Origin of the sequence: Humibacillus xanthopallidus (assembly GCF_006717145.1) — a bacterium.
Taxonomy (GTDB): domain Bacteria; phylum Actinomycetota; class Actinomycetes; order Actinomycetales; family Dermatophilaceae; genus Humibacillus; species Humibacillus xanthopallidus.
Window position 1 is genome coordinate 750457 of sequence record NZ_VFQF01000003.1, and the last position, 22823, is coordinate 773279.

A 22823-nucleotide genomic window follows, 5' to 3' on the forward strand; every position below is an offset into this window, starting at 1 on the left:
AGTGCCCAGACCAGGTACTGGCGGGCCCGCTCGACCACAGCGGAAGCCGCCCGACCAACCGAAACAGGTGGAAGATGAACAGATCACGATGGACGCAGGATGCCGTCACCGCCGCGACACCCGCGCTCGCGGGCCCTATGGCCCGGCGAACCACGGGCGGTATACGGCTGGGGGTGGTCGTCACGGCAGCCCTACTGCTGGCGGGCTTCGCCGCCGGTTGTTCCGCCACGGCGGGCTCGGCAACGTCCGCTGGCGCTTCGCGGGCGGCATCATCGCCTACTTCGACCGTGCCACCTCGGGGGTATGCGAGTACCTCGTTCGTGGTGCCGTTCGATGTCACCCCACCGGCGTGGCTGGACCCCAAGCCGGCCATCGAGCAGGCCAACTTCGTCACGTGGGAGGAGCCCAACCTGCCCGCCGTGCGCATCCTTGCCCCCGAGAGCATCTACCGGCCGGGCGACCCGAAGGAAAGCGCGGTCCCGAACGACTATCTGGGCTACCTGCTCGGGCAGACGAAGGTCGGCGCCCACTTCAGTGACCAGACCAACGCCACGGTCGCGGGCCAGACAGCCACCATCATCACGGCCACGACCGACACCAGCATGGATGGGTCCCTCGGGTGCCCCGCCAAAGGCACGCTCGCGCCCGCCTGCTTCGGACTCCAGCCGGAGCTTCAGCTGCGCATCGCCGTGCTGCAGGTGCACGACCGGACCATCCTCATCTGGCTCCGAACCGACAAGGCCATGAAGGCCGCCGACGTGGCCGCCAAGGTCGCGTCCTTCAACGACCTCCTCGCCGGCATCCGCTTCAGCTCCCGACCGGTGCAAACAGCCACGACCCCCTCGGGCACACCACTCGACGGCACGTACCAGATGAGCGTGTCTTGGCCCAAGGTCAATTCCGCCGGGGCCCGGTGCGTCGGTGGCCCAGAGGGAACAAGCCCTCAGGTGCTGTACGAGCTCGACCTGGACCACGGGTCGTTGGTGGTCTGGGTCCAGGTCGGCGGCCCGGCCGCCAAGCGTGAGGTCGGGTTGGCCGACAACTACCGCATCGACGGGCACCGGATCTCCTTTGGAGACGCGTCGTTCGAGTACGCACTGATCGGGCATGCTCTGACCTTGTCGAAGATGCAAGGCGGCGACTGCGGCGGCGGAGCGATCTTCATGACGAAGCCGTGGATCCGCAAATAGATCCACGTCCGTCCGCCTTGGGCGTGCATCGGAGCCCCTGAGCATGTGGTCACCCTCGGGGACCCCGGCGAACGGTAGGTCCCGATTCGCGAGGAGCCGTCATCGCCCCTCGCTCCTGCTGCCGCGACCCTCGGGTGTGTCGAACGAACCCTGCATCGCTGGTCTCGGCACGCGCGCTTCGAGACGCGTGCCACCCTGGGGCGGGCTCGTCACGGTCAACCGACCACCCATGGTCTCGAGCCGGTCAGTGAGGCCGAGCAGGCCCGAGCCGGACGGGTCCGCCCCACCGATCCCGTCGTCCTCGACGAGGGCGACCACCAGTGTCGGATCGGTGCTGATGGTCACCCGACACCGGCTCGCGCCGGAGTGCTTCGCCGCGTTGGTCACCGCCTCGGAGCAGAAGAAGAGCAGTGCGCCCTCGATGGCATCGGGAAGCCGTCCCACGTCGACTCGTACGTCGACGTGGAAGGGGAAGTGGCCGGCCATGTCACGGACAGCCGCGTCGAGACCACCCTCGACGAGGGCCGCGGGGCGTACTCCCTGGACGAAGGTGGTCAGGTCCTCCTGGGCCCGCACGACCTCGGCACGCACCATCGTGAGATTCCGGTCGCCCGAGAGGCCCGCGGCCGCGATCTCGTCCAGGAGATCGGCGACGCGGTCGAGCCGTCGCTGGGCGCCGCCTGCGAGCTCGTCGGCGATCCGCGCCCGCTCGTCGCCGACGGCTTCGACGATGCGTTGCCGAGACTGCGTGAGGTCGCCGACACGGGAGCGGATATCGGCGAGCATGTGCGCGTTGGTCATCGCCAGCCTGGCCGCGGTGGCGACTCCGCCGACCAGCTGTGGGTCCCCGAGCAGAGCCCGGTCGTGGACCAGCACGGCGACGGGCCGGCCCTCGTCGTCGATACGGGTGGCCGAGCGGGCACCACCCTCCGCCGGCAGATCGATCCGCTCACCCTGCTCGTCGACGTATGCCGCCTGATCGGAGGCCCAGTAGCCGACCCTGAGGGTCGGGTCGCCCAGGGCGCGCTGCAGCCGTCCGGTCAGCCCGCTCGTGTCGGACATCGCCCCGAGGTCGGCCACGAGGTCGCTCAGCGTCGACTCGGTCCAGCGACCCCATCGCAGGTCGGCAGCCAGCACGACCGCGGCCCCCGCGACGACCGCGTCGTAGGCCAGCAGGACGGGCTGGTCGATGTCCCAGGCCAGCAGCTGGTTGAGCGCGCTCGTCACCAGTACGGCGGAGAATCCGAGGGCAGCCCACAGCGCCGGCCGACCCGCCTTGCGTGCGGGGCCCGTCGTGCGCACGAACACGTCGATCGCCGCTGCCGCGACCAGGAGCGCGAGCGCGAGGGTGAGCGCGGCAGTGGGCACGAACGCCTCGACCACGCCCAGCGTGTATGCCGCCCCGATGACAACCGTGACGTAGCGGCGCCTCGAGCGCCCGGTGGGGTAGGTGAGATGCAGGTGCACGAGCGGCCCACGGTGGAGGAAGACGGCTGCGGCGAAAAGGCTGCCGACCAGCCACGTCGTCCCGACGAGCAGCATGAGCCGAGCGACGCGGCCGAACCGCATCGATGCGAGGCCCGCACCCATCACGATCACGCCGACCAGCAGGTCGACGGCCCGGAGCAGTCCGGTCCCGGCCACGGGTCACCCGGTCAGCCGGCCCAGGGCCGGCCCGCTCAACCGGCTCTTGTCGAGAAAACCGCGCGCCGGGCTGGCTGCGAGACGGCCGCCGTAGGAGCTGCGGCTGCGAGTTGAGGTCAGCACGACGGCACATCCCGGCGCCTCGTCCGCGATGCGCTCGGAAACCGCGAACCCGTCGACGTCCGGCAGCATGATGTCGAGCAGGACGACGTCGGGCAGGAGGCGGCACACCAGCTCAGCACCGGAGGAGCCGTCTGCGGCCTCTCCGACGACGTCGTAACCCTCCGCCTCGAGTAGCGCCCGGGCGAAGGACCGGTAGCCGGCATGGTCGTCGATGATCACCAGCGTTGGTGTCATGGCGTCTTCTTCGGCAGGGTCCACGGATGAAGGGCCCACCAGACGCGTGCCCAACACGGCCAGGTGCCCACGGGTTTGAGTGTCAGGTTCGTGCCGTCGAAGGTGAACGTGGCGGTCAAGCGGTCCCAGTGTTCAGGGCCGTCCACGAATGTCAGCGTGGTCAGCTCGAAAGTGTGGCCGTACACGCGGTAGCTGCCCACCCACTCCAACCTGGGGATCACCGTGGGGCGGCCCTCGCGCGCGTAGCCACGCAGCGCTCCGGCGTCGAGCGTGATGCTCGAGAACGAGGTCGGCTTGCCGCGTGGGTCGCTCTGCGGGTTGAGGCCTTGGCCTCCGGGCTTGCCATCACAGAGGTGGCGGTCGGCGTCGGTGAGCCCTGCCTCGTAGGTGCCGTCGGGCACTACCGGCGCGCCCTGGACCGGTCCGGACCGCAGGACCCACGGTTTCGTTGTCCAGAGGACGGCGTCGCTGCACGAACCGCCGGTCATGTCGTTGAGGCGCAGGGCAGTCCCGTCAAACGACCACCTGGCGTTGAGGCTGTCGATCCGGATCCGGTCACGCAGGGTGGAGTAGAACCCGTAGTACCCGACCCCCCAGGGCGCACTCTGGTTGTCTATGCGCTGACGAATGGTGACTCGGCCGTCACGCACCTCGAGCGAGTACCACGACTTCTGCCCGGGAGTGCCCTGCGGCGGACTGTCCGTGCACTGCGACCTGGCGTCGTTCTCGAGCACCATGTCGTAGGTCCCCTCAGGCAACGACCCAGAGTGTGCGCCGGGTCCCGGCCGGGTACACGCGGAGACGTCCGGTGGTGCCGCGACCGCAGCCCTGAGTGTGGTGAGCCGGTTGAGCATCCTGGCGTTGTCCGGGTCGCGGGCGATCTCGTCGTAGACCGGTTGGACCGCCCGGCGCAAGGCGGCGAGCTGCAGGTCCGAGGAGGTCGGGAACGCGACATCCTGCCCACAGAGTTTTGCGACTCCGGCGTCGTCCTCGCTCTGAGTCGCCTTGAGGGCCGCCGGTATCGCGTCCCCGGCGGCCTTGCGCAGGATCTCCCGCTGGGTGTCGGTCAGTTCACGGTATGCCGCCTGGTTGAGGATCACCGCCATGGCCTGCGGCCAGAGATTGATGTTCGCGGTGACGTACTTCGCCGCGAGCCCGTAGAAGCTGCCGAAGATGTTGTCGACCTGCTGCTCGTACGCGTCGACCGCGGACAGCCTCGCGCCGGAGGGCATTCGTGTGAAGGTCGCCCCGAGAGCCTTCGCCGTGCTCTCAGGTATCTCGCCGCCCTGGATCCCGAGGAGAGCCCTGCGGAAGTCCTCGGGCTCCCGGAACGGCTTGCGCACCCCGAGCACCTTGCGCATCGGACCCGGCAGGACGGCGACCGCCACCAGGCCGTGCCCCTCGAGGCCGCGCGCCATCTCGAGTGGGATTCCTGCCGAGAAGATGCGGTCCTGCATGGCTTGGCTGTCGACCAGCAGCGGCGCCACGAGGGGTTGGAACGAGGTCACGCCGACGAGGTCGAGCGACCGCACCCCGACCCATGCACCCGGCATACGACCACCGGTAACGTCCTCGAGGGTGTGCTTCTCGAAATCGACCTCGCCCTTGTGCCAGAAGTCGTTGAAGTGAAGGCGCAGAGACCCGTGCGACTCCTTCTCCACCTCTGTGGCATAGGCCTGTACCTGTGAAGGTGCAGCGTCGTCGAGCTGAGCGATCTCCAGCACGGTGACCGCTTGGAGGCCTCGGCCACCGGCCCGGTCCGTGGTTGAGGAGGTGCAACCGACCAGGCCGAGTACGGCGGCCACCATGAGCGCGACAGTCGACCTCGCTCCTCGGGTCATGGCCGGCACTTCCCTTCGGTGCCTTGAAACTCCAATTGTCTCGTGTCGGCACCAGTGTCGTCCCACCAATCGGTCGAGCGAATCAGTGCAAACACTGAGTCACACAACGCGCTTCGGGTGGATTCTGGGTCGCATGAGGGCAGGTGAGATCCGTGCCATCGAGGCCACGTGGTCGTTCGCGGCACTGGCTCTCGTGACGAGCATGGCCTGGTTGACGATGCGCGTCGTGGCCACGTCGCCGGGCTTCTCCGACAGCGGCGAGTCGATCTGGTCGGAGGTCGCGTTGGTGTGCACGGTGGCTCTGTTGGCCTCCGTCGGGATCGTGCACCGGATCGCCAGACCGGCGAACCCCCTCGGTTGGCTGCTGATCCTCGTCGCCAGCCTTCTGCTCGCCACCGAGTGGGACATCCCGGGGGCCGCGGCGGCGGAATCCCTCTCTGCTGTGATGTTTTCGGTGGGTCTGCTTCTCACCATCGCGGTGCCGGTGGCCGCGATGTGGGCGGTGCTGGCCTTCCAGTCCGGACGGGTGGACGGGCGAGGTGAGCGCTATCTGCTCCTTGCCGGAGCCCTCGTCTTCGTCGGCGCACTGGGGCTCGCGCCCGCACTGTTCTTCGACCCGCAGGCCCATGGCTGCTCGGACTGCCCGGCGAATCTCCTTCTGGTGCGTGACGACCCGGCGGTGGCGGCAGCTTCCTCGCGACTGGCGATGATTGCCGCCCTCGCCTGGACCGTCGTCATGATGGTCGTTCTACTCGTCGGCCTGGTTCGAATGAGTGCCGTGTCGCGCCGAGCGCACGGCGCGGTCGCCACGATCGGCTTCCTGTACCTGTTGGCTGTCTCGGCACAGCTGGTCCTGGAGTTCGACCACGGCTTCGTTGGCGGTTCGACGACGGATCCGGCCCTCTGGTGGGCGCAGCTCGCGGGGCTGGCCGCCCTCGGAGCCGCCGTGGCGTTCAGCCTGCTCCGATCGCGAGCCATGCGCCGGAGTGTCGCCGGTCTCGTCGTCGACCTGCATCAGGAAGCCGTTGCGGGGGGTATGCGCGAGGCGCTGGCAGCGTGGTTGCATGATCCGTCACTGCAGGTGGCGTATCCCGTCGACGGCACCTATCGCGACGTCGACCTCGATGCGGTGGACGTGACGGCCCGGCCGGGACGAACCACCAGCCGGCTGGTGAACGACGGCGACGAGATCGCTGTGCTGGTGCACCGTACGGGCCTTCTCGACAACCCGGATGCCGTCCGTGAGGTCGTGACAGCAGCCCGGTTGGGACTCGAGAACGAGCGGTTGCGTGCCGAGGGTCTCGCCCAGGTTCGAGCCCTTGCCGAGTCGCGGGTCCGCGTCATCGAGGCGGGTGACCGCGAGCGGCGCCGACTGGAACGCGACCTCCACGACGGCGCCCAACAGCGTCTCGTCGGCCTGTTGCTGGGCCTGCGCCTGCTGAGGTCGAGCACCAGGAGCGATCAGCCGGAGCTGGACCGGATGCTGAACGAGGCTGAGACCGAGGTTCAGGACGCGGTGCGAGACCTCCGGCAGCTGGCAAACGGCTTGTTCCCGAACGTTCTGGTCACCGAAGGACTCGCGGGTGCGTGCGGGGCGCTGAGCGAGACAGCTCCCCTGCGGATGGTGGCTGCTCCAGAGGGCCGGCTTCCGGCAGAAGTCGAGACAACGGCATACCTCGTCATCGCGACCTGCGCCGCCCGCGGACCCACGACCGTCCGGGCGACAGTGGAGGGGAGCAGACTGAAAGTCTGCGCGAAGGTCGCGCGGGCGAGGGTGGGTGTTGCCGCTCTCGAGGACCGTGTTGCCGCCATGGGCGGACGCATCGCGGTGACGCAGGAGGTGGACGGGGGCAGCCGGGTCGATCTGGAGCTGCCGCTCGCGCGTGGTGCCTCACCTGACGCGGAACCCCCCGATCGCGCGCGGAAGTGAGGTTCTCTGAGACACGATCCGCGCTCATGCCGGGCCGAACGAGCACGGGCGGCGCATTCGGCGCCAACCCCGAGTGCTCGGCCGACTTCGCTGTCACACTGACAAGTGACCAGGGTGGTCGCCGGACTCTTGCCGGGCGAGCCTTCCGAGCGGAGGTTCCATGCGAGCCGTTGTTGCAGACGACACTCTGCTGACGCGCGAGGGCGTCGTCGCACTGCTCACGTCCGGTGGAGTCGAGGTGGTGGCACAGGCCGGAGATGCCACCACCCTCATGAACCACGTTCGCGTCTATCGGCCCGATGTCTGCCTCGTCGACATCCGGATGCCTCCGACGTACACGGACGAGGGCATCGTCGCGGCGACCGCGATCCGGTCCGAGTTCCCCGACATCGGGGTGCTGGTGCTGTCGCACTACATCGAGTCGACGTACGCGATGCGCCTCATTCAGAGCCAGCCCGAGGGCATCGGCTACGTGCTCAAGGAGCGGATCTACTCGGGCGACGTCCTCGTCGACGGACTACGGCGGGTGGCCGAGGGCGAGACCGTCATCGACCCGACGATCGTCGCGCGCCTCTTTCACAAGCAGCGAACCGCGGGCCCTGTGCAGGAGCTCAGTGAGCGTGAGCGCGAGGTCCTCGCTCTCGTCGCCGAGGGCCTCACGAACCAGGGCATCGGCAGGAAGCTCTTCATCACCGACCGGACGGTCGAGGCGCATGTGCGCCAGGTCTTCACGAAGCTGGGGCTTGACGAGTCGCCAGAGAGCAACCGCCGTGTCCTGGCGGTTCTGACCTACCTCCGGAGCATCTGATCCCGGGGATGTCGAGGTCAGGCTCTGCGCAAGGCTGACCGACGCGCTGTGAAGACCTCCCATGGCGGGCGCAGCATGCCCCGAAGCCCGGCGGATTGCGCCTTTAATGACTCTTCGCGATGCCCCGATGCGGGATATCCCCAAGGCGGCGGCGATCGAGTCGAGTGATTCTCCGAATGTGGGCCGGGGGTCTCTGAGGCGATTCTGAACAGGGAACCCAGCGTCATCACCGACTCAGCAGTCGGAGCCCATTCCCCGTCACATCGCTTGACTCCCAGTCAAACTCGTTCATCAGGAGAGGTCATGTACCTACGTCACACCGCCGCCGCAATCGTCGCCTCAGCCCTGCTGGCAGTGTCATCCGCCGCTGCCGCTTCGCCCCTGCCGGATCCGCCATCCCACACCGCCACGGACACGGTCCAGGAGGCCATCGACCTGCTGACCGAGGCCTACACGCACGCGCCGCCTGCGGAGAAGCGCAGCATCCACAACGACATCCTCCTACTGATCAACGTCGGCCATGGAGCGCTCTAGAGCCGCTCGTCGCGCCAATGCAGGAAGGCTCAGATATGGCCCTCAGCGTCTCGCTCGATCGAACGGTGCACCATCCCGGCGAGCGCGACGCGGTTGGACACCCCGAGCTTGGCGAAGACGTGCCGCAGGTGGGTGTTCACGGTGTGCGGCGAGATGTAGAGCCGTCTCGCGATGGCGCCCTTGGTCATCCCCTCTGCGACGAGGGCCGACACCGCCCGCTCCGTCGCGGACAGGCTCTGCCATCCCGTCGCCGGCCGGTGCCGCGAGCCGCGCGACCCGGGGTGGGCTCCGAGGTCGCGCATCCGCGCCCGCACCCGCACCGCCCACGCGTCGGCCCCGGCTCGTTCGAACCGCTCGAGAGCCTCTGCGAGCAGCGCGACCGCCTCATCCGTCCGGCGGACCCGGGCCAGAAGGCTCGCCGCGTCCTCGCAGGCACCGGTGTGCTCGAGCAGGAGCGTCGATCGCCGAGCCAGAGCCACCGCCTCCAGGGCGTGGTCGACGTCGCCCTCGGCCAACGCGGTGCACCTGAGGGCGACACTACCCACCGTCGCGACCTCCGGCGCGAGAGCGGCTGCCGCCGCCATGCCCTCGGTCACCTCGACGGCCACGGAACGGTGGCCTGAGGCCAGCGCCAGGCGGATGAGATCCGGCGCCAACCTCCGGTGGTAGTACGCACCCGCGTGCTCGACGTCGTAGCGCCAGCACCGCAGCAGCAGGTCGTAGGCGCCTGCGTTGTCGCCCTGCGCGGAGCGGAGGCCGGCGAGGGCGAAGGCGACGATGCCGGCGTTGTAGCTGAGCTCCGGACCCTCGAGCGACCCGGCGATCTTGGACGCCAGCGTCTGTGCGGTGCCCAGGTCGCCCACCGCCGTTGCGATGATGGTCTGGTAGGCGAGCGACTGGGACAGCAGGAGCGGGTGGTGCTTCTCACGAGCAGCCTCCTCACCGGCAACGAGCCGGGGACCGGCATCCTCCCACTCGCCGATCTCGAAGCACGCCTCGGCATCTGCCATCAACGTGTCGGCGAGCCACCAGCCGGAGCCGAACCCGTCGTCCAGCGCCTCGCGGTACGCCGCGCGCGCCTCGGCGACGAGGTCGCAGTCGAACAGCGACAGACCGAGGAAGAGCTTGGGCTGCAGCGGCAGCGGTCCGATCCGCGACGGGTCTGCGGCAAGGGCAGCCGCGCGCCGGGCGTGCACCAGGGCCTCGCCGAACCGGCCCTGTCGACCCACCGACACGACCAGTGCGGTCAGGGCAAGCACCGTGGCCGCGCCGACCCCCGTCCCCTCGGCTCGCGCCAGCGCTCGCCGCGACGCGGACTCGCCGCCGGCCGGGTCGCCGGAGTACGTCAGGGCCCAGCTCAGCTGGGCGAGCACCGGCACCTCCTCCACCGGCTCGAGCCGGGTCGGTGCGGTGAGCATGGCTCGGGCGACGGTGATGACCTCGGCAGCACGGTTCTGCAGCGCGAGCGCTCCGAGCAGCGAGAGGCGCAGCCTCGCGTCCACCGTGGGTGAGTGGGTCCGCGCGAGCACCGCCTCCGCCCGACTCGAAGCCTCCTCCACCTTCCCGGCGCGCAGCAGCGCCTCGACCACCTCCGCGGAGACCAGGTCGACGTCGGGGTGGCCACCGGGCAGCAGGGCCTCGGCGCGATGGAGGAGCTCGAGGCTGACCATCGGAGCGCCGGTCGACGCCTCACGAGCGGCGTCCCTCAGCCACGCGACCGCCTCGTCGTCACCCCGCTCGGCCCCGAGCACGAGGTGGTCTGCGACGTCGAGGGGCTCTGCTCCGGTGGACATGAGGGCGACCGCCGCCTCGCGGTGGAGCACCCGGCGGGTCGGCGCCGGGATGTGTCGGTAGATCGCGCTCTGGACGAGCTGGTGCCGGAAGACGACACGGTCCTCGGCCTCGTCGAGGAGGTGGGCATCGAAGGCGTCGGCGAGCAGCGCGGCGACCGTCGTGGGCCGTTGCCCGACGACGGCGGCGAGGTCGCGGATCCGCACGGCATCACCGAGCACCGCCGTCACCTGGAGCACGTCGAGCGTCGTGCGCGGCAGCTCTCCCAGCCGCCGCGCGACGAGGTCGCTGAACGAGGTGGGCAGCGTCGAGCTCGTCGCCTCGACACCGCTCCCCGAGCTCGCGAGCAGGTCTTCGTCGGCCAGCGACCGCAGCAGCGCCCTCGCCCATAGCGGGTTCCCTCCCGCCTGGTCGAGCATCCTCACCAAGGTGGGCCCCGGCGACCTGCCGAGCTCGAGGGCCGCGAGGGAGTGGACGTCGTCACGTGACAGGGGGGCCAGCCGGAGCGTGCGCGCGCCGGCCGACGCCAGGTCCTCGAGCACCCGCGCCACGTCAGGAGACACGGGCGACGGGCGGAGCGTCACGACGACGAGGACCGGGGAGAACGGCATACGGCGGACGACGGCCGAGACGACCGACAGGCTGGCCGGATCCGACCAGTGGATGTCCTCCGCGACGAGCAGGACGGGCCGGTCGGCGCACGAAGCCTCGACGAGGTCGACGACCTCCTCGAGAGCTCTGAAGTGCACGTCCCCGGCGGCGTGCTCCCCATCCGGGACGCCATGCGCCAGCAGCGCGACGATCGCGGTCCGGCGGGCGTCCGTCGAGCGCCCCCTCAGGTCGAGCGCGCCGGCCATCAGCCCGAACGGTCGCGTCCGCTCGAAGGGATGCGCCTGCCCGTGGAACACGCTCACCTGCCGGGCGCGGGCCTGTTCCTCGATGGCCTGAACGAGGCGGCTCTTGCCGATGCCGGCCTCTCCCTCGATGACCAGCGCCGAAGCCCGTCCCTCGGCGAGAGCGCCGAGGGCTGCAGCGGCTGCGGCCAGCTCGGCCGCACGCCCCACGACACCGTCGTGCGAGGACACGGCCTCAGCCTGCCCGAGGACCCGAGGCGGCGTAGGCGTTTTTGAAGCAGGCGTGGGGCTCTGCGAGTCGACGCCTCTCGCGAGGTCCGACGGACGCATCCCGCGATCGAGTGATGTTTCCGTCCGAAACGGTCCGTAGGTTCGCCATCATCGGCGCACGAGTGGGAGGAGACCCTCATGCCGGCGATCGCGTTCGCGACCCTGTTGTCGCCCGGAAGGGCCGAGGTCGATCGGCTCGCGATGGAGTCGTGCTGGCGGGGGAAGAGGCGGGAGGCCTACGAGGACGCCCGCCGTCGCGCCGGAATCACGAAGGAGTCGGTGTGGCTCCAGGCGACGCCGAGCGGCGACCTCGCCGTGGTCTACATCGAGGCGGACGACATCGGCCGCGCCATGGTCGTCATCGGCGAGTCGCAGGAGCCCTTCGACCAGTGGTTCCGCGAGTGCCTGCAGGACGTCCACGGCATCGCGCTCGCGGCGGGGTTCGCAGCGCCGGTACCGGTCCTCGACTTCGACGTCGACCGCCCCGGCCTGGCCGAACCCTGAGCGGAGCACCCGCCGCTCGCGGGCGGGTCGCACGCGGCAACGCCCGCCCTCCGTCGACCCCTGCCGGGCCGGAGGGCGGGCGCCGCGTTCGTGGGGCTACTTGCCGTTCACGCTGAACGCGTAGACCGCACCACCCGGACGCGGATCCGGCCCGAACGGCGCGTAGCCGGTGCCCCAGTAGACGGTGCTGCCGACCACGGATGCGCCGGAGTAGCAGGTGTCACCCGATGTGAAGTCCCAGAGGACTGCGCCGGACGATGCCTTGAGCGCGTACATGTGCCCGTCGGCATCGGCGGAGCATCCGAAGACGACACCGTCGACTGCCGTCACCGGGCCGGGGGCGCCGGCTCCGGACGAGGCTGCGGTGGTCCACATGATGCGGCCCGTGGCGGCGTCGAGGCCGGACCAGCCACCGGCGGTGGTGACGCTGCCGTCCTTGAGGGTCCAGGGCTTGGCCTCGCTGTTGGCGTTGGCCGTGTAGACCCTCGACCCGTCGACGGCAGAACCCCACTGGAGTCCGCCACCGACGCCGCCCGTGCCGGCCTGCGTCGACCAGATCACGGCCCCGGTGTCCGGGTTGACGGCCCAGTACTTGCCGGACTTCTGGCCGGCGCCGACGTACTCCGTGCCCTTGACCTTGTAGAGGGTCGGGGCCTGGCCGAAGTCGAAGTCAGGGCCGGGGTCGTTGGGGCAGTCGGCTGTCGGCTCGGTGAACCCGGGCAGGAAGGGTATGCCGCAGGCGAGGTTCCATGCGTCACTGGGCAGTGCGCGCATCGACCACTTCACGGCGCCGGTGCTCAGGTCGAGCGAGACGATCGCGTCGAACATGTCCGCCGCGTCGATGCACGCGGCGCGAGCTGCGTCGTCGGGGGCGGTCGACAGGCAGGTGGTCGCCGAGTCGGGGATCGAGTAGTTGTTGCCCGTCGCGATGTAGAGCGAGTTGCGCTTGAGGTCGACGGCAGGGGCCGAACCCCAGACCGATCCGCCCGTGTAGCCGGCGGGCACCGTGTAGGTGACCCACTTGATGAGGCCGGTGGCGGCCTCGACGGCCATCATCTGGCCCCGGAAGGTCAGCGGGTAGCCGAACCTGACGAGGGCCTCCTCGTAGGAAGCGACCCCGACGTATGCCGTGCCGCCCACGACGGTCGCCGACTGCGTGAGGATGGGGTAGCCGCCCGCGACCTTCGTCTTCCAGGCCAGAGCGCCGGTCGTCTTGTTGATCCCGAGCAGGTAGCCGTCCGGGCTGAACGCCTTTCCCGCCTGGTCGCCGAGGACGAGGATGTCGCCGGCGATGGCGGGCGTCGCCCGCGAGTAGTCGCCCGCGATGCCCGTGACACCGGCGATGCTTGTCTGCCACCTGACGATGCCCGTGGCCGCATCGATGGCGTAGAGGAACCCGGCGTCGTCCGGGACGTAGACGACGCCCTTCTCGACGGCGGGTGTCGCCGAGACGTTGCCCGCGGTCGTGGTCTTCCACTTGACCGCGAGAGAGCCGACGTTGCCGACCCCGAGACCAGAGCCGGGGTTGTAGCGGCTGTTGGAGGTGTCGAACCCCCACGAGCTCCACGAGTCGGCACGAACGGCCGCGGTCGAGGGAGCGATGATGACCATGCCGAGCAGTGCGGCTGTCGCAGCCGCCAGCAGGGCGCGTGAAGACTTCACCTGTGCCTCCTGCATCTGCGGCGCCGGACGGCGCTCGCGGTGCTCATCGTCGTCTCGCGTGACGGGCCGGCACATCACTCGATCGAGTGATGTGTCGGCCCGGCCCCGGCTCGATGCGCGAGGTGCGCCCGGGGCCCCCGACCGTGCGCGCCCCTGAGGTGCCTCAGCAGGGGACGATGTTGTGCTCAGGGCCGAAGGGGAACTTCGTGATGTTCTCGGCGCCGTCCTCGCCGACGACGAGGATGTCGTGCTCGCGGTAGCCACCCGCGCCGGGCTGCCCGTCGAGGACGGTGATCATCGGCTCCATCGACACGACCATGCCCGGCTCGAGGACGGTGTCGATGTCCTCGCGCAGCTCGAGGCCCGCCTCGCGGCCGTAGTAGTGCGAGAGGACGCCGAAGGAGTGGCCGTAGCCGAAGGTGCGGTTGGGCAGCAGGCCGTGGCTGACGTAGATCTCGTTGAGCTCTGCGGCGATGTCCTTGCAGACGGCGCCGGGCTTGATGAGCTCGAGACCGCGCCGGTGTACCTCGACGTTGATGTCCCACAGCTGAAGGGAGCGTGCGTCCGGCTCCCCGAGGAACAGTGTCCGCTCGAGCGCGGTGTAGTAGCCCGAGGTCATCGGGAAGCAGTTGAGCGAGAGGATGTCGCCGCGCTGCAGCCTGCGGGTCGTCGCCCAGTTGTGGGCGCCGTCGGTGTTGATGCCGGACTGGAACCACACCCACGTGTCCCGGATCTCGGAGTCGGGGAAGGTGCGCGCGATCTCGTGGACCATGGCCTCGGTGCCGATGAGCGCGACCTCGTACTCCGTGATGCCCTCGCGGATGGCGGCCTTGATGGCCTCTCCGCCGAGGTCACCGATCCGCGCGCCGTGCCTGATGACCTCGATCTCCTCGGCCGACTTCACCATGCGCTGGCGCATGGCGTCCTGGGCCACGTCGACGAGCTCGGCGCCGCCGAGGGCGGCCTGGAGCCTGGCGTGGGAGTCGAGCGGAAGGGTGTCGAACTCGACCCCGACCCGCCTGGGTGTGATGCCCCGCTGCGCGAGGGCCTCGTGGACCCCGTGCTGGAAGTTGTCGCGGCGCCAGTCCGTGTAGACGATGTTCTCCCCGTAGCTGCGCCGCCACGGCATACCGGCGTCGATGTTGGCGGTGACGCTCACCTGCTCGGTGGGCGTCACGACGAGGGCGTAGGAGCGGCCGAAGTAGGTGAAGAGGAAGTCCGAGTAGTACTTGATGCCGTGGTAGGACGTCAGCACGACGGCGTCGAGGCCCTTGTCGGCCATGATCCGGCGCAGGCCCGAGAGCCGGCGCTCGAACTCGGCGTCCGAGAAGGTCAGCGGCACCTTCGCGCCGTTGTGCAGCTCCTTGAGCCGCTCGAGCTCGCTCACCGAGGTGACGGGTGAGCTGATGGCGGGGGCGAGGGTCATGGTGTTCTCCTTTGAAGCGGTCGTAGGTCAGGCGGTGGCGAAGGCAGGGGTCTGGGCGAGGGTCTCGGCGGGGGTCTGGGGACGGACAGCGAGCTCGGGTCCGAGCGCGGCGGTGAGCGCGGCGGACGTCCGGTCGAGCAGCAGCCGTCCGGCCTCCTCCGACGCGGACGCGGCGGAGGAGAGGCAGCCCGAGGCGGGCGTGAGCTCCGGTCGCACGGGCAGCCGGTCGAAGCGCGGCAGCTGGGCGGCGGGCAGGTCCATGACGCGGTCGAGGTGGACCAGCTCGGGGTGCAGGTGCAGCATGAGCGAGGTCTCGAGGACGCCGCCGTGCTCGACGTCCCAGCCGGGGAAGGTTCCCCGGTAGATCTCCTCGATCGTCGCCTCGTCGACGAAGTCCCAGTAGGAGAGGAGGATCGCCGAGACGTCCTCGCCGCGCTGGGACAGCTGCGCCGTCGCCTGCTCGACCCCCTCGTAGAGGAACTGGTAGTTCTCGAAGTGGCCGTTGAGGAAGACGACCTTGGTGGCGCCGTGGCGGGCGAGCTCGAGGGTGAGCGTGCGGGCGATCGCGATGACCGTGGCCGCGTCGAGGCTCGTCGTGCCGCCCAGGTGGTTGCCGCCGCCGGAGCGCTGCTGCGACTTGTAGCCGTAGGTGACCGGCGCCGCGACGATGCCGCCGACCGACTCGGCGAGCCGACGGCTCATCGCCTTGGCGAGGACGACATCGGTGCTGAGCGGCAGGTGCGGTCCGTGCTGCTCGATCGCGCCGACGGGGACGATGACCGGCGCTCCGCTCCCGACGAGGTCGCGGTAGGTGAAGGCGTCGAGCTCCTCCATGAGGACGGTGGTGGGCATGTCAGCTCCTCGGAAGCGGGCGTGGGTCAGTGAAGTCGGTGAAGTCAGTGAAGTCGGTGGGATCGCCGGGTCGGCGGGGGTCGTTGGGAGAGAGCGGGTTCCGCTCGGCCCGATGCCGTATGCGGTGGGGTGGAGCTCGTGCCCACCCCACCGCGGGCGGTCGTACGGGTCAGCCCAGGGCAGCGGGAGCGGCGGCTGCGGGTTCAGCGACAGTGGCTCCCACAGGAACCGCCGTCCGGCCGTGCTCCGGTGCGCAGGCGTCGCCGTGGTCGCGCAGGTAGTCCTCGTCGGTCACGGTGGGCTTGATCCCGATGGGCACACCGGCGTGGATGCGCTCGCGGAACCGGGGGTAGGCGAGGGCGAAGTAGACCGTGCCCGAGGTGACGGTGCCGGCCAGCCACGAGAGGTCGACGCCGCCCATCGCCGTGGCGATGGGCCCCTGGAAGACGGGGAGCGTGCCGTACATGAACAGCCAGGTCGCGAAGAGGCCGACGACGAAGGCGATGATCGCCGACGGGTTGACCGCCTTGAGGCGCGAGTCGCGGGGGCTGAGGAAGAGGTAGCCGTAGTCCTTGTGACGTCGCTCGAAGCCGAAGTAGTGGACCGCGATGATCCCGCCCCAGGTGGCGACCCAGGCGACGATCGCGGCGAGCCAGTTGTCGAGCAGCGTCGCGAAGTCGCTCGCGAAGAGGAACAGGACGACGGCTCCCATCGACAGGACCCCGACGAGGATGGACAGCTTCTTGCGCGAGATCCGCACGTCGAGGGCCTGGAACGCGACGCCGAAGGTGTAGAGGTTGATGATGTTCGTCGCGATCGGTCCGTGGATGACGAGCAGGATGACGGGGATCGCGAGGACGCCGAAGCTCTTGACGACGAGCTGGCCCGGGTCGACCGAGCCGCTCAGCGTCGCGAGGCTGGCGCCGAGCAGACCCAGCCACACGACCGGCAGGAACTGTCCGAGGACCGACGCGGCATACAGCTTCCTCTTCGGCACGGTCGTGGAGACGAACCGGGAGTAGTCGGGGGCGTAGGTGAACCAGCCGATGCCCCAACCGATTCCGATGACGGTCATGATCGCCGACATCGCGGCGAAGCGCTCTCCGCCCTGGAGGACGTGGCCAGCGGGGCCGGCGTAGCTCCAGTCGATCGGCAGCTTGGTCCAGGCGACGACGGACATCGCGACGAGGATGAGCAGGGTCGGCGGCATCGTGATGCGCTCGAACTTCGCGATCGCGCTGTAGCCGCGGTAGCAGATGGCGACCTGCACGGTCATGATGACGGCGGCGATCGCGACCTTCCACGGCAGGTTGGACTGCGTCGGGTCCACCCAGCCGATGAGGCCGAAGAGCGCCATGACGAGGTCGAGGATCACCCAGGTGTTGACCGCCGACCACCCGACGGCGACGATCGCCTGGATCGCGGCCGGCAGGTAGGCGCCGCGCCGCCCGAAGGCTCCACGGGCCAGCAGCATGCCGGTGGCCCCGGTCTTCTGGCCGAGCAGCACGAAGAAGCCGAAGCCGACCATGCCGATGATGTTGCCGAGGATGAGCACGATCATCGTGTCCCAGAGCCCCAGGCCGAGGGCGATGCCGAGGGCGCCGAGGATCCAGTTGATGGGGGCGACGTTGGCGCCGGCCCAGATCCAGAACTGTCCGGAGACCTTGGTCGTGCGGGCCGACTCCGGGACGGGCTGCAGCATGTCTTCGACGGTCTGCGTGACGTCTTCCGAGTGGCTTTCAGTGGAAAGGCTCATGTGGGGACTGCTTTCTCGATGGGTTCCCCTTGCGGATGTTTTGCCGGCTGGCGTCAACGGTAGGATCGCGGCCCCGGTCGCCTCCAGATACGTTGTGTCACCTCTCGCAGCGGTTCCGGGTGACAGAATGTCGCCCGTGATGACCTTGGTGCCGTCGTGTCCCTGCGCCTGAGCGACATCCTCGGGAGCGACGTCCTCGCGGCCGGCGACCCTGTCGTCGTCGCCTCCGCGTATGCCGTGGGGCCGGCCCGGGTGCGGTGGGTGCACTCGAGCGAGGTGCTCGAGATCGCTCCGTTGCTGTCCGGCGGGGAGCTGCTCCTCACCGGCGGTCACGCGCTGCTCGCGCTGCGGCCCGCCGCCCAGGTGGAGTACGTCCGGAGCCTCGCGTCACGGGGTGTGGCCGCTCTCGCCGTCGAGACGGCGGGCACCGGGCGCCACCTTCCCGACGAGCTCGTCGGGGCGGCCGAGGCGGCGGGCCTCCCCCTCGTGGAGCTGCGGCAGGTCGTCCCCTTCGTCGAGGTCGCCGAGGACGTCAACCGACGCATCGTCTCCGCACAGGTCGCGTCGCTGCGGCTCGCCGACGAGCTCTCCCGAGCCCTCACGGAGCGGATCGCCAGCTCGGGGGCTGCCCTCGAGCCGCTGCTCGCGCTCATCGCCGAGACGCTCGACGTGCACGTCCGCGTCGTCGACACGCGCGGAGTGCTGATGGGCTCGGCCGGGCCTGAGCCGCATACCGAGGCTCGCGCCGAGCGCCGCGGCGCCGAGCTCGCGGTGGGCGGGCTCGCCGTCGCGCACCTCGAGCTCGTCGGCGACGCTGACACCGACGCCGAGACGGTGGAGACGGTGCTGGCGAGGGTCCGCAGCATCGTGGCCCTCGCCCTCGCCAGACAGAGCCGGCCCAGCCTCGAGCGGCTCGCCGAGGACCAGCTGCTCCGCTCGATCGCGGCGGGCAGCAACAGCGAGCGTCTGGTCGAGCTCGCCCAGGCGAGCGGCCTCGACCCGGACCGCCCCGTCGTCATGGCCGCCGTGCGGCGCCCGGCCGGCCACACGGACTCGGAGCAGTGGAGCCGGCGGGCGCTGCCGTCAAGCCTCGTCGTCACGCACGGCGAGTGGCTGGACGTCCTCGTGCCGTTGAAGACCTCCACGCATGCCGAGCGGGGCTCGGTCCTGACGGCGCTGCGGGCCTCCGTCGCGGGCAGCCGCTTCACGGCCGCCCTCGGTCCGACCGCGTCCACCATCCGGCAGGCGCCGCTGTCGCTCGCCGAGGCCCGTGCCACGTGGCGGCTCGGACGGTCCGTCAAGGGCTCCGGTGGCGCCTACGACGCATCCGACTTCCTCGTCGAGCGGATGGCTGAGCGCTCGCTGACCCGAGGCGTCGCCGACGCGCTCGTCGAGGAGGCGCTGGGGGAGCTGGTGCGGCTCGAGCAGCGACACGGCGGTGAGCTCGTGCAGACCCTCGACGTGTGGATCTCGACCGGGTGCAACGCGACAGAGACCGCTCGCGTGCTCTTCCTCGAGCGGCAGTCGCTGCACAAGCGGCTCCGGAGGATCTTCGACGCGCTCGGTGGGGACCCGCGCGGGCGGGGGCAGCTCGTGGCGCTCGGTCTGGCAGTCCGGCTGGTGCGCGGCGGGGCGCAGCTGCGCGACCACCCCTCGGCGTGAACCGGGGCCGCTCGGGCTGAGGCGCCCGTCAGGCTCGCGGTCCGCCTCGCGGTCCGGCTCGACGGCTAGAGCACGGAGCGGATGGCCTTCTCGAAGTGCGTGACGTGGGCCTCGGCCAGAGCGGCGGCGCGGTCCGGCTCCCTCGCCACGATCGCCTCGAGGAGGGCGACGTGCTCCGTGATGTGCTCGGAGACTGAGGGGAGGCGCTCGAGCACGAGGCACCAGATCCGGGTCGCGAGGTTGTCGAGCCGCACGAGGGTCTCCTCGAGGTGGCGGTTCTCGGCCGCGCGGTAGATGAGGCGGTGCACGTCGATGTCGTAGTCCATGAGGGCCCGCTTGTCCTCGTTGGCGCCTGCCATCGACCCGATCTGCGTGGCCTTCGCCGCGAGCTCGGCCCGCACGTCCGAGCGCGCCATGAGGGCGGCGCGCCGTGCTGCGAGCGGCTCGAGCACGAGCCGCATCTCGGAGATCTCGGCGAGGTCGGTGATGTCGACCTGGGTGGCGAAGGTGCCCCGGCGGGGATACGACACGACGAGGTGGTCGAGCTCGAGCTTCTTGAGGCTCTCGCGGATCGGCGTGCGGCCGATGCCGAGCTCGGCGGCGAGCTGGGCCTCGTTGATCGGGGCACCGGGCGCGATGTCGAGCATGACGAGCCGGTCGCGCAGCAGGTGGTAGGCCTCCTCGGCGAGCGAGCCGTAGACGAGCGTGGGCGCCGTTCCGGTCACGGCGACTCCCTTCGGGTCGATGTCGAGTGGATGTCGAGCGAATGGCTGGTCGATGTCATGAGGTGCTGGGCAGACCGTTGACGGGTCGCATCCTCAGCCATACTATTGCCGTCCAGATGATATATCAGTCATCGACAACAGTGACATCAACCGCACGGAGGACTCATGTCCCAGGTCACCATCACCCCCTCCGCCCTCGACGCGGACCTCGCGCAGCTCGACCCCGAGATCGCCGACGCGATCGACGCGGAGCTTCGACGCCAGCAGGGCACGCTCGAGATGATCGCCTCGGAGAACTTCGCACCCACCGCGGTCATGCAGGCGCAGGGGTCCGTGCTGACGAACAAGTACGCCGAGGGCTACCCCGGACGCCGCTACTACGGCGGGTGCGAGCACGTCGACGTCGTCGAGTCGCTCGCCATCGAGCGGGTCAAGGCGCTCTTCGGTGCGGCATACGCCAACGTCCAGCCGCACTCGGGCGCCCAGGCGAACGCCTCGGTCATGCACGCGCTGCTCACGCCTGGTGACACGATCCTCGGTCTCGACCTCGCCCACGGGGGCCACCTCACGCACGGCATGCGCCTCAACTTCTCCGGCAGGCTCTACGACGTCGTCGCCTACGGCGTCCGCGAGGACACCCACGTCGTCGACATGGTCGAGGTCGAGCGACTCGCCCGTGAGCACCGACCCCGGATGATCGTGGCCGGCTGGTCGGCCTACTCCCGACACCTCGACTTCGCCGAGTTCCGGCGGATCGCCGACGAGGTCGGCGCCTACCTCTTCGTCGACATGGCCCACTTCGCCGGGCTCGTCGCCGCGGGCGTGCACCCCTCGCCCGTGCCGCACGCCCACGTCGTCTCCTCGACGACGCACAAGACCCTCGGCGGTCCGCGCGGCGGGATCATCCTCACGAACGACCCCGAGATCGCCAAGAAGGTGAACTCCGCGGTCTTCCCCGGACAGCAGGGGGGCCCGCTCGAGCACGTCATCGCCGGCAAGGCGGTCGCCTTCAGGGTCGCCGCGACGGAGGAGTTCCGCGACCGGCAGCGGCGCACCCTCGCCGGTGCGTCGATCCTCGCGGAGCGGCTCACCGCCCCCGACGTCGCAGCAGCGGGCATCGGCGTCATCTCCGGAGGCACCGACGTCCACCTCGTTCTCGTCGACCTGCGCCGCTCGGAGCTGGACGGCCGCCAGGGTGAGGACCTGCTGCACTCGATCGGCATCACGGTCAACCGCAACGCCGTGCCGTTCGACCCGCGACCCCCGATGGTCTCGTCCGGCCTGCGCATCGGCACACCGGCGCTCGCGACCCGTGGCTTCGACGAGGAGGCCTTCGGTGAGGTCGCCGACGTCATCGCGATCGCTCTCGCCGGCAGCCACTCCGAGACGGCGCTCGCGAGTCTGCGCCAGCGGGTCGCAGACCTCACCGCCCGCTTCCCGCTCTACCCCGACCTCGACAAGGGACTGTGACGATGAACCAGCGTGAGCTTCCAGAGCACCCTGACTTCCTCTGGGCCAACCCGGAGCCGAAGGGCAGCTACGACGTCGTCATCGTCGGCGCCGGCGGACACGGCCTCGCGACGGCCTACTACCTCGCCAAGCACCACGGCATCACGAACGTCGCCGTCCTCGAGCGCGGCTGGATCGCCGGCGGCAACATGGCCCGCAACACGACGATCATCCGGTCCAACTACCTCTGGGACGAGTCAGCGGCGATCTACGAGCACTCCCTCAAGCTCTGGGAGGGTCTCGAGGACGAGCTCGGCTACGACGTCTTCTTCTCCCAGCGCGGTGTGCTCAACCTCGCCCACACGCTCCAGGACGTGCGCGACTCCGTGCGCCGCGTCGAGGCGAACCGTCTCAACGTGGTCGACGCCGAGTGGGTCGACCCGCAGCAGGTCAAGCAGCTGTGCCCGATCATCAACATCGCCGACGACATCCGCTACCCCGTCATGGGCGGCACCTACCAGCCCCGGGCGGGCATCGCGAAGCACGACTGGGTCGCCTGGGGCTACGCCCGCCGGGCCAGCGAGCTCGGGGTCGACATCATCCAGAACTGCGAGGTGACCGGCTTCGTCATCGACAGTGGCCGGGTGACCGGCGTCGAGACGAGCCGCGGGCGCATCAACGCGGGCAAGGTCGCCCTCTGCGCCGCGGGACACACGTCCGTCCTCGCCGAGCTCGCCGGCTTCCGGGTGCCGATCCAGTCGCACCCGCTGCAGGCGCTCGTCTCCGAGCTGCACGAGATCATCCACCCGACGGTGGTCATGTCCAACCACGTCCACGTCTACGTCTCGCAGGCGCACAAGGGCGAGCTTGTCATGGGCGCCGGCATCGACTCCTACAACGGCTACGGGCAGCGCGGCTCGTTCCACATCATCGAGCACCAGATGTCGGCTGCCGTCGAGCTCTTCCCCGCCTTCTCCCGGGCCCACCTGCTGCGGACGTGGGGCGGCATCGTCGACGTGACGATGGACGCCTCGCCGGTGATGGGCCGCAGCCCCGTCGACGGGATGTACGTCAACTGCGGCTGGGGCACCGGGGGCTTCAAGGCCGTGCCGGGTGCCGGCTTCGCCTACGCGCACACCATCGCCACCGACGAGCCGCACGAGCTCAACCGGGGCTTCGGCCTCGACCGCTTCGTGAGCGGCGCCCTCATCGACGAGCACGGCGCCGCCGCCGTCGCCCACTGACCCACCGCACCGAGCGCATCGAAAGGACGACCCGATGCTCATCATCGACTGCCCGAACTGCGGGCCCCGCCCCGAGACCGAGTTCGGCTACGGCGGACAGGCGCACGTCGCCTACCCGGCGGACCCGCACGCCCTCACCGACGAGGAGTGGGCGCAGTACCTCTTCTACCGCGACAACCCGAAGGGCAGCTACGCCGAGCGCTGGGTGCACTCCGCCGGCTGCCGAAAGTGGTTCAACGCGGTCCGCGACACCCGCACCTACGAGATCTCGCACGTCTACCGCCAGGGCGACCCTCGCCCCGACCTGAGCAAGGGAGCCTGACC

At 69.9% G+C, this 22823-nt stretch carries 18 protein-coding genes; 9 read left to right on the forward strand and 9 right to left on the reverse strand.

The features are described from left to right. Positions 1-323: 323 nt before the first annotated feature. Positions 324-1190 carry a hypothetical protein gene (locus FHX52_RS21470; protein ID WP_141824383.1) on the forward strand — a complete coding sequence of 289 codons (867 nt, stop codon included), beginning with the start codon at positions 324-326 and terminating at the stop codon, positions 1188-1190. 99 nt (positions 1191-1289) lie between these two features. Here FHX52_RS21470 and FHX52_RS21475 read toward each other — a convergent pair whose 3' ends face one another. From FHX52_RS21475 to FHX52_RS21485, 3 genes are read right to left on the reverse strand one after another with little or no spacing between them, the layout of a single operon-like run. Next, positions 1290-2834 carry a sensor histidine kinase gene (locus FHX52_RS21475; protein ID WP_141824384.1) on the reverse strand — a complete coding sequence of 515 codons (1545 nt, stop codon included), beginning with the start codon at positions 2832-2834 and terminating at the stop codon, positions 1290-1292. Between the two features lie 3 nt (positions 2835-2837). Further along, entirely contained in the window at positions 2838-3191 is a 354-nt protein-coding gene (locus FHX52_RS21480) for a response regulator (RefSeq protein WP_141824385.1), read from the reverse strand. Next, complete coding sequence (locus FHX52_RS21485; RefSeq protein ID WP_185747419.1) at positions 3188-4915, reverse strand: TRAP transporter substrate-binding protein; 1728 nt, start codon at positions 4913-4915, stop codon at positions 3188-3190. The genes FHX52_RS21480 and FHX52_RS21485 overlap by 4 nt, the downstream gene beginning before the upstream one ends. A gap of 319 nt (positions 4916-5234) precedes the next feature. On the opposite strand from FHX52_RS21485, the gene FHX52_RS21490 reads away from it, so the two are divergent. The 3 genes from FHX52_RS21490 (at position 5235) to FHX52_RS21500 (ending at position 8304) form a co-directional block, all read left to right on the forward strand. Next, complete coding sequence (locus tag FHX52_RS21490; protein ID WP_185747420.1) at positions 5235-6962, forward strand: histidine kinase; 1728 nt, start codon at positions 5235-5237, stop codon at positions 6960-6962. A gap of 160 nt (positions 6963-7122) precedes the next feature. Further along, positions 7123-7770: a response regulator transcription factor gene (locus tag FHX52_RS21495; protein WP_141824388.1), complete on the forward strand. Its 648-nt coding sequence runs from the start codon at positions 7123-7125 to the stop codon at positions 7768-7770. Positions 7771-8073: 303 nt separating this feature from the next. Further along, entirely contained in the window at positions 8074-8304 is a 231-nt protein-coding gene (locus tag FHX52_RS21500; RefSeq protein WP_141824389.1) for a hypothetical protein, read from the forward strand. Between the two features lie 29 nt (positions 8305-8333). Here the strand turns inward: FHX52_RS21500 and FHX52_RS21505 are convergent, their stop codons facing one another. Continuing rightward, entirely contained in the window at positions 8334-11180 is a 2847-nt protein-coding gene (locus FHX52_RS21505; protein ID WP_185747421.1) for a helix-turn-helix transcriptional regulator, read from the reverse strand. 177 nt (positions 11181-11357) lie between these two features. Between FHX52_RS21505 and FHX52_RS21510 the strand changes: the two genes are divergently transcribed. After that, on the forward strand, positions 11358-11723 hold the full coding sequence (locus FHX52_RS21510) for a hypothetical protein (RefSeq protein ID WP_141824391.1): 366 nt from the start codon (positions 11358-11360) through the stop codon (positions 11721-11723). 96 nt (positions 11724-11819) lie between these two features. On the opposite strand, the gene FHX52_RS21515 is transcribed toward FHX52_RS21510, so the two are convergent. The 4 genes from FHX52_RS21515 to FHX52_RS21530 form a co-directional block, all read right to left on the reverse strand. After that, complete coding sequence (locus FHX52_RS21515) at positions 11820-13385, reverse strand: outer membrane protein assembly factor BamB family protein (protein WP_246070313.1); 1566 nt, start codon at positions 13383-13385, stop codon at positions 11820-11822. Between the two features lie 163 nt (positions 13386-13548). Next, complete coding sequence (locus FHX52_RS21520; RefSeq protein WP_141824392.1) at positions 13549-14811, reverse strand: M24 family metallopeptidase; 1263 nt, start codon at positions 14809-14811, stop codon at positions 13549-13551. Between the two features lie 27 nt (positions 14812-14838). Beyond that, complete coding sequence (locus FHX52_RS21525; protein WP_141824393.1) at positions 14839-15663, reverse strand: creatininase; 825 nt, start codon at positions 15661-15663, stop codon at positions 14839-14841. 169 nt (positions 15664-15832) lie between these two features. Next, positions 15833-17419: a purine-cytosine permease family protein gene (locus FHX52_RS21530; protein ID WP_221630678.1), complete on the reverse strand. Its 1587-nt coding sequence runs from the start codon at positions 17417-17419 to the stop codon at positions 15833-15835. Positions 17420-17575: 156 nt separating this feature from the next. On the opposite strand from FHX52_RS21530, the gene FHX52_RS21535 reads away from it, so the two are divergent. Further along, positions 17576-19081, forward strand: coding sequence for a PucR family transcriptional regulator (locus FHX52_RS21535; RefSeq protein ID WP_141824395.1), 1506 nt, complete (start codon positions 17576-17578; stop codon positions 19079-19081). A gap of 65 nt (positions 19082-19146) precedes the next feature. On the opposite strand, the gene FHX52_RS21540 is transcribed toward FHX52_RS21535, so the two are convergent. Continuing rightward, positions 19147-19806: a GntR family transcriptional regulator gene (locus FHX52_RS21540; RefSeq protein ID WP_246070314.1), complete on the reverse strand. Its 660-nt coding sequence runs from the start codon at positions 19804-19806 to the stop codon at positions 19147-19149. A gap of 165 nt (positions 19807-19971) precedes the next feature. Between FHX52_RS21540 and glyA the strand changes: the two genes are divergently transcribed. Genes glyA through FHX52_RS21555 form a run of 3 tightly spaced genes read left to right on the forward strand, consistent with a single transcriptional unit; the run spans position 19972 to position 22821 of the window. After that, positions 19972-21276, forward strand: a complete 1305-nt coding sequence (gene glyA / locus FHX52_RS21545) for a serine hydroxymethyltransferase (RefSeq protein ID WP_141824396.1) — start codon at positions 19972-19974, stop codon at positions 21274-21276. A 2-nt stretch (positions 21277-21278) separates the two neighbouring features. Further along, positions 21279-22499 (forward strand): sarcosine oxidase subunit beta family protein, encoded by a 1221-nt coding sequence (locus FHX52_RS21550; protein WP_141824397.1) that lies wholly within the window; start codon positions 21279-21281, stop codon positions 22497-22499. A gap of 34 nt (positions 22500-22533) precedes the next feature. Next, complete coding sequence (locus tag FHX52_RS21555; protein WP_141824398.1) at positions 22534-22821, forward strand: sarcosine oxidase subunit delta; 288 nt, start codon at positions 22534-22536, stop codon at positions 22819-22821. Positions 22822-22823: the final 2 nt, after the last annotated feature.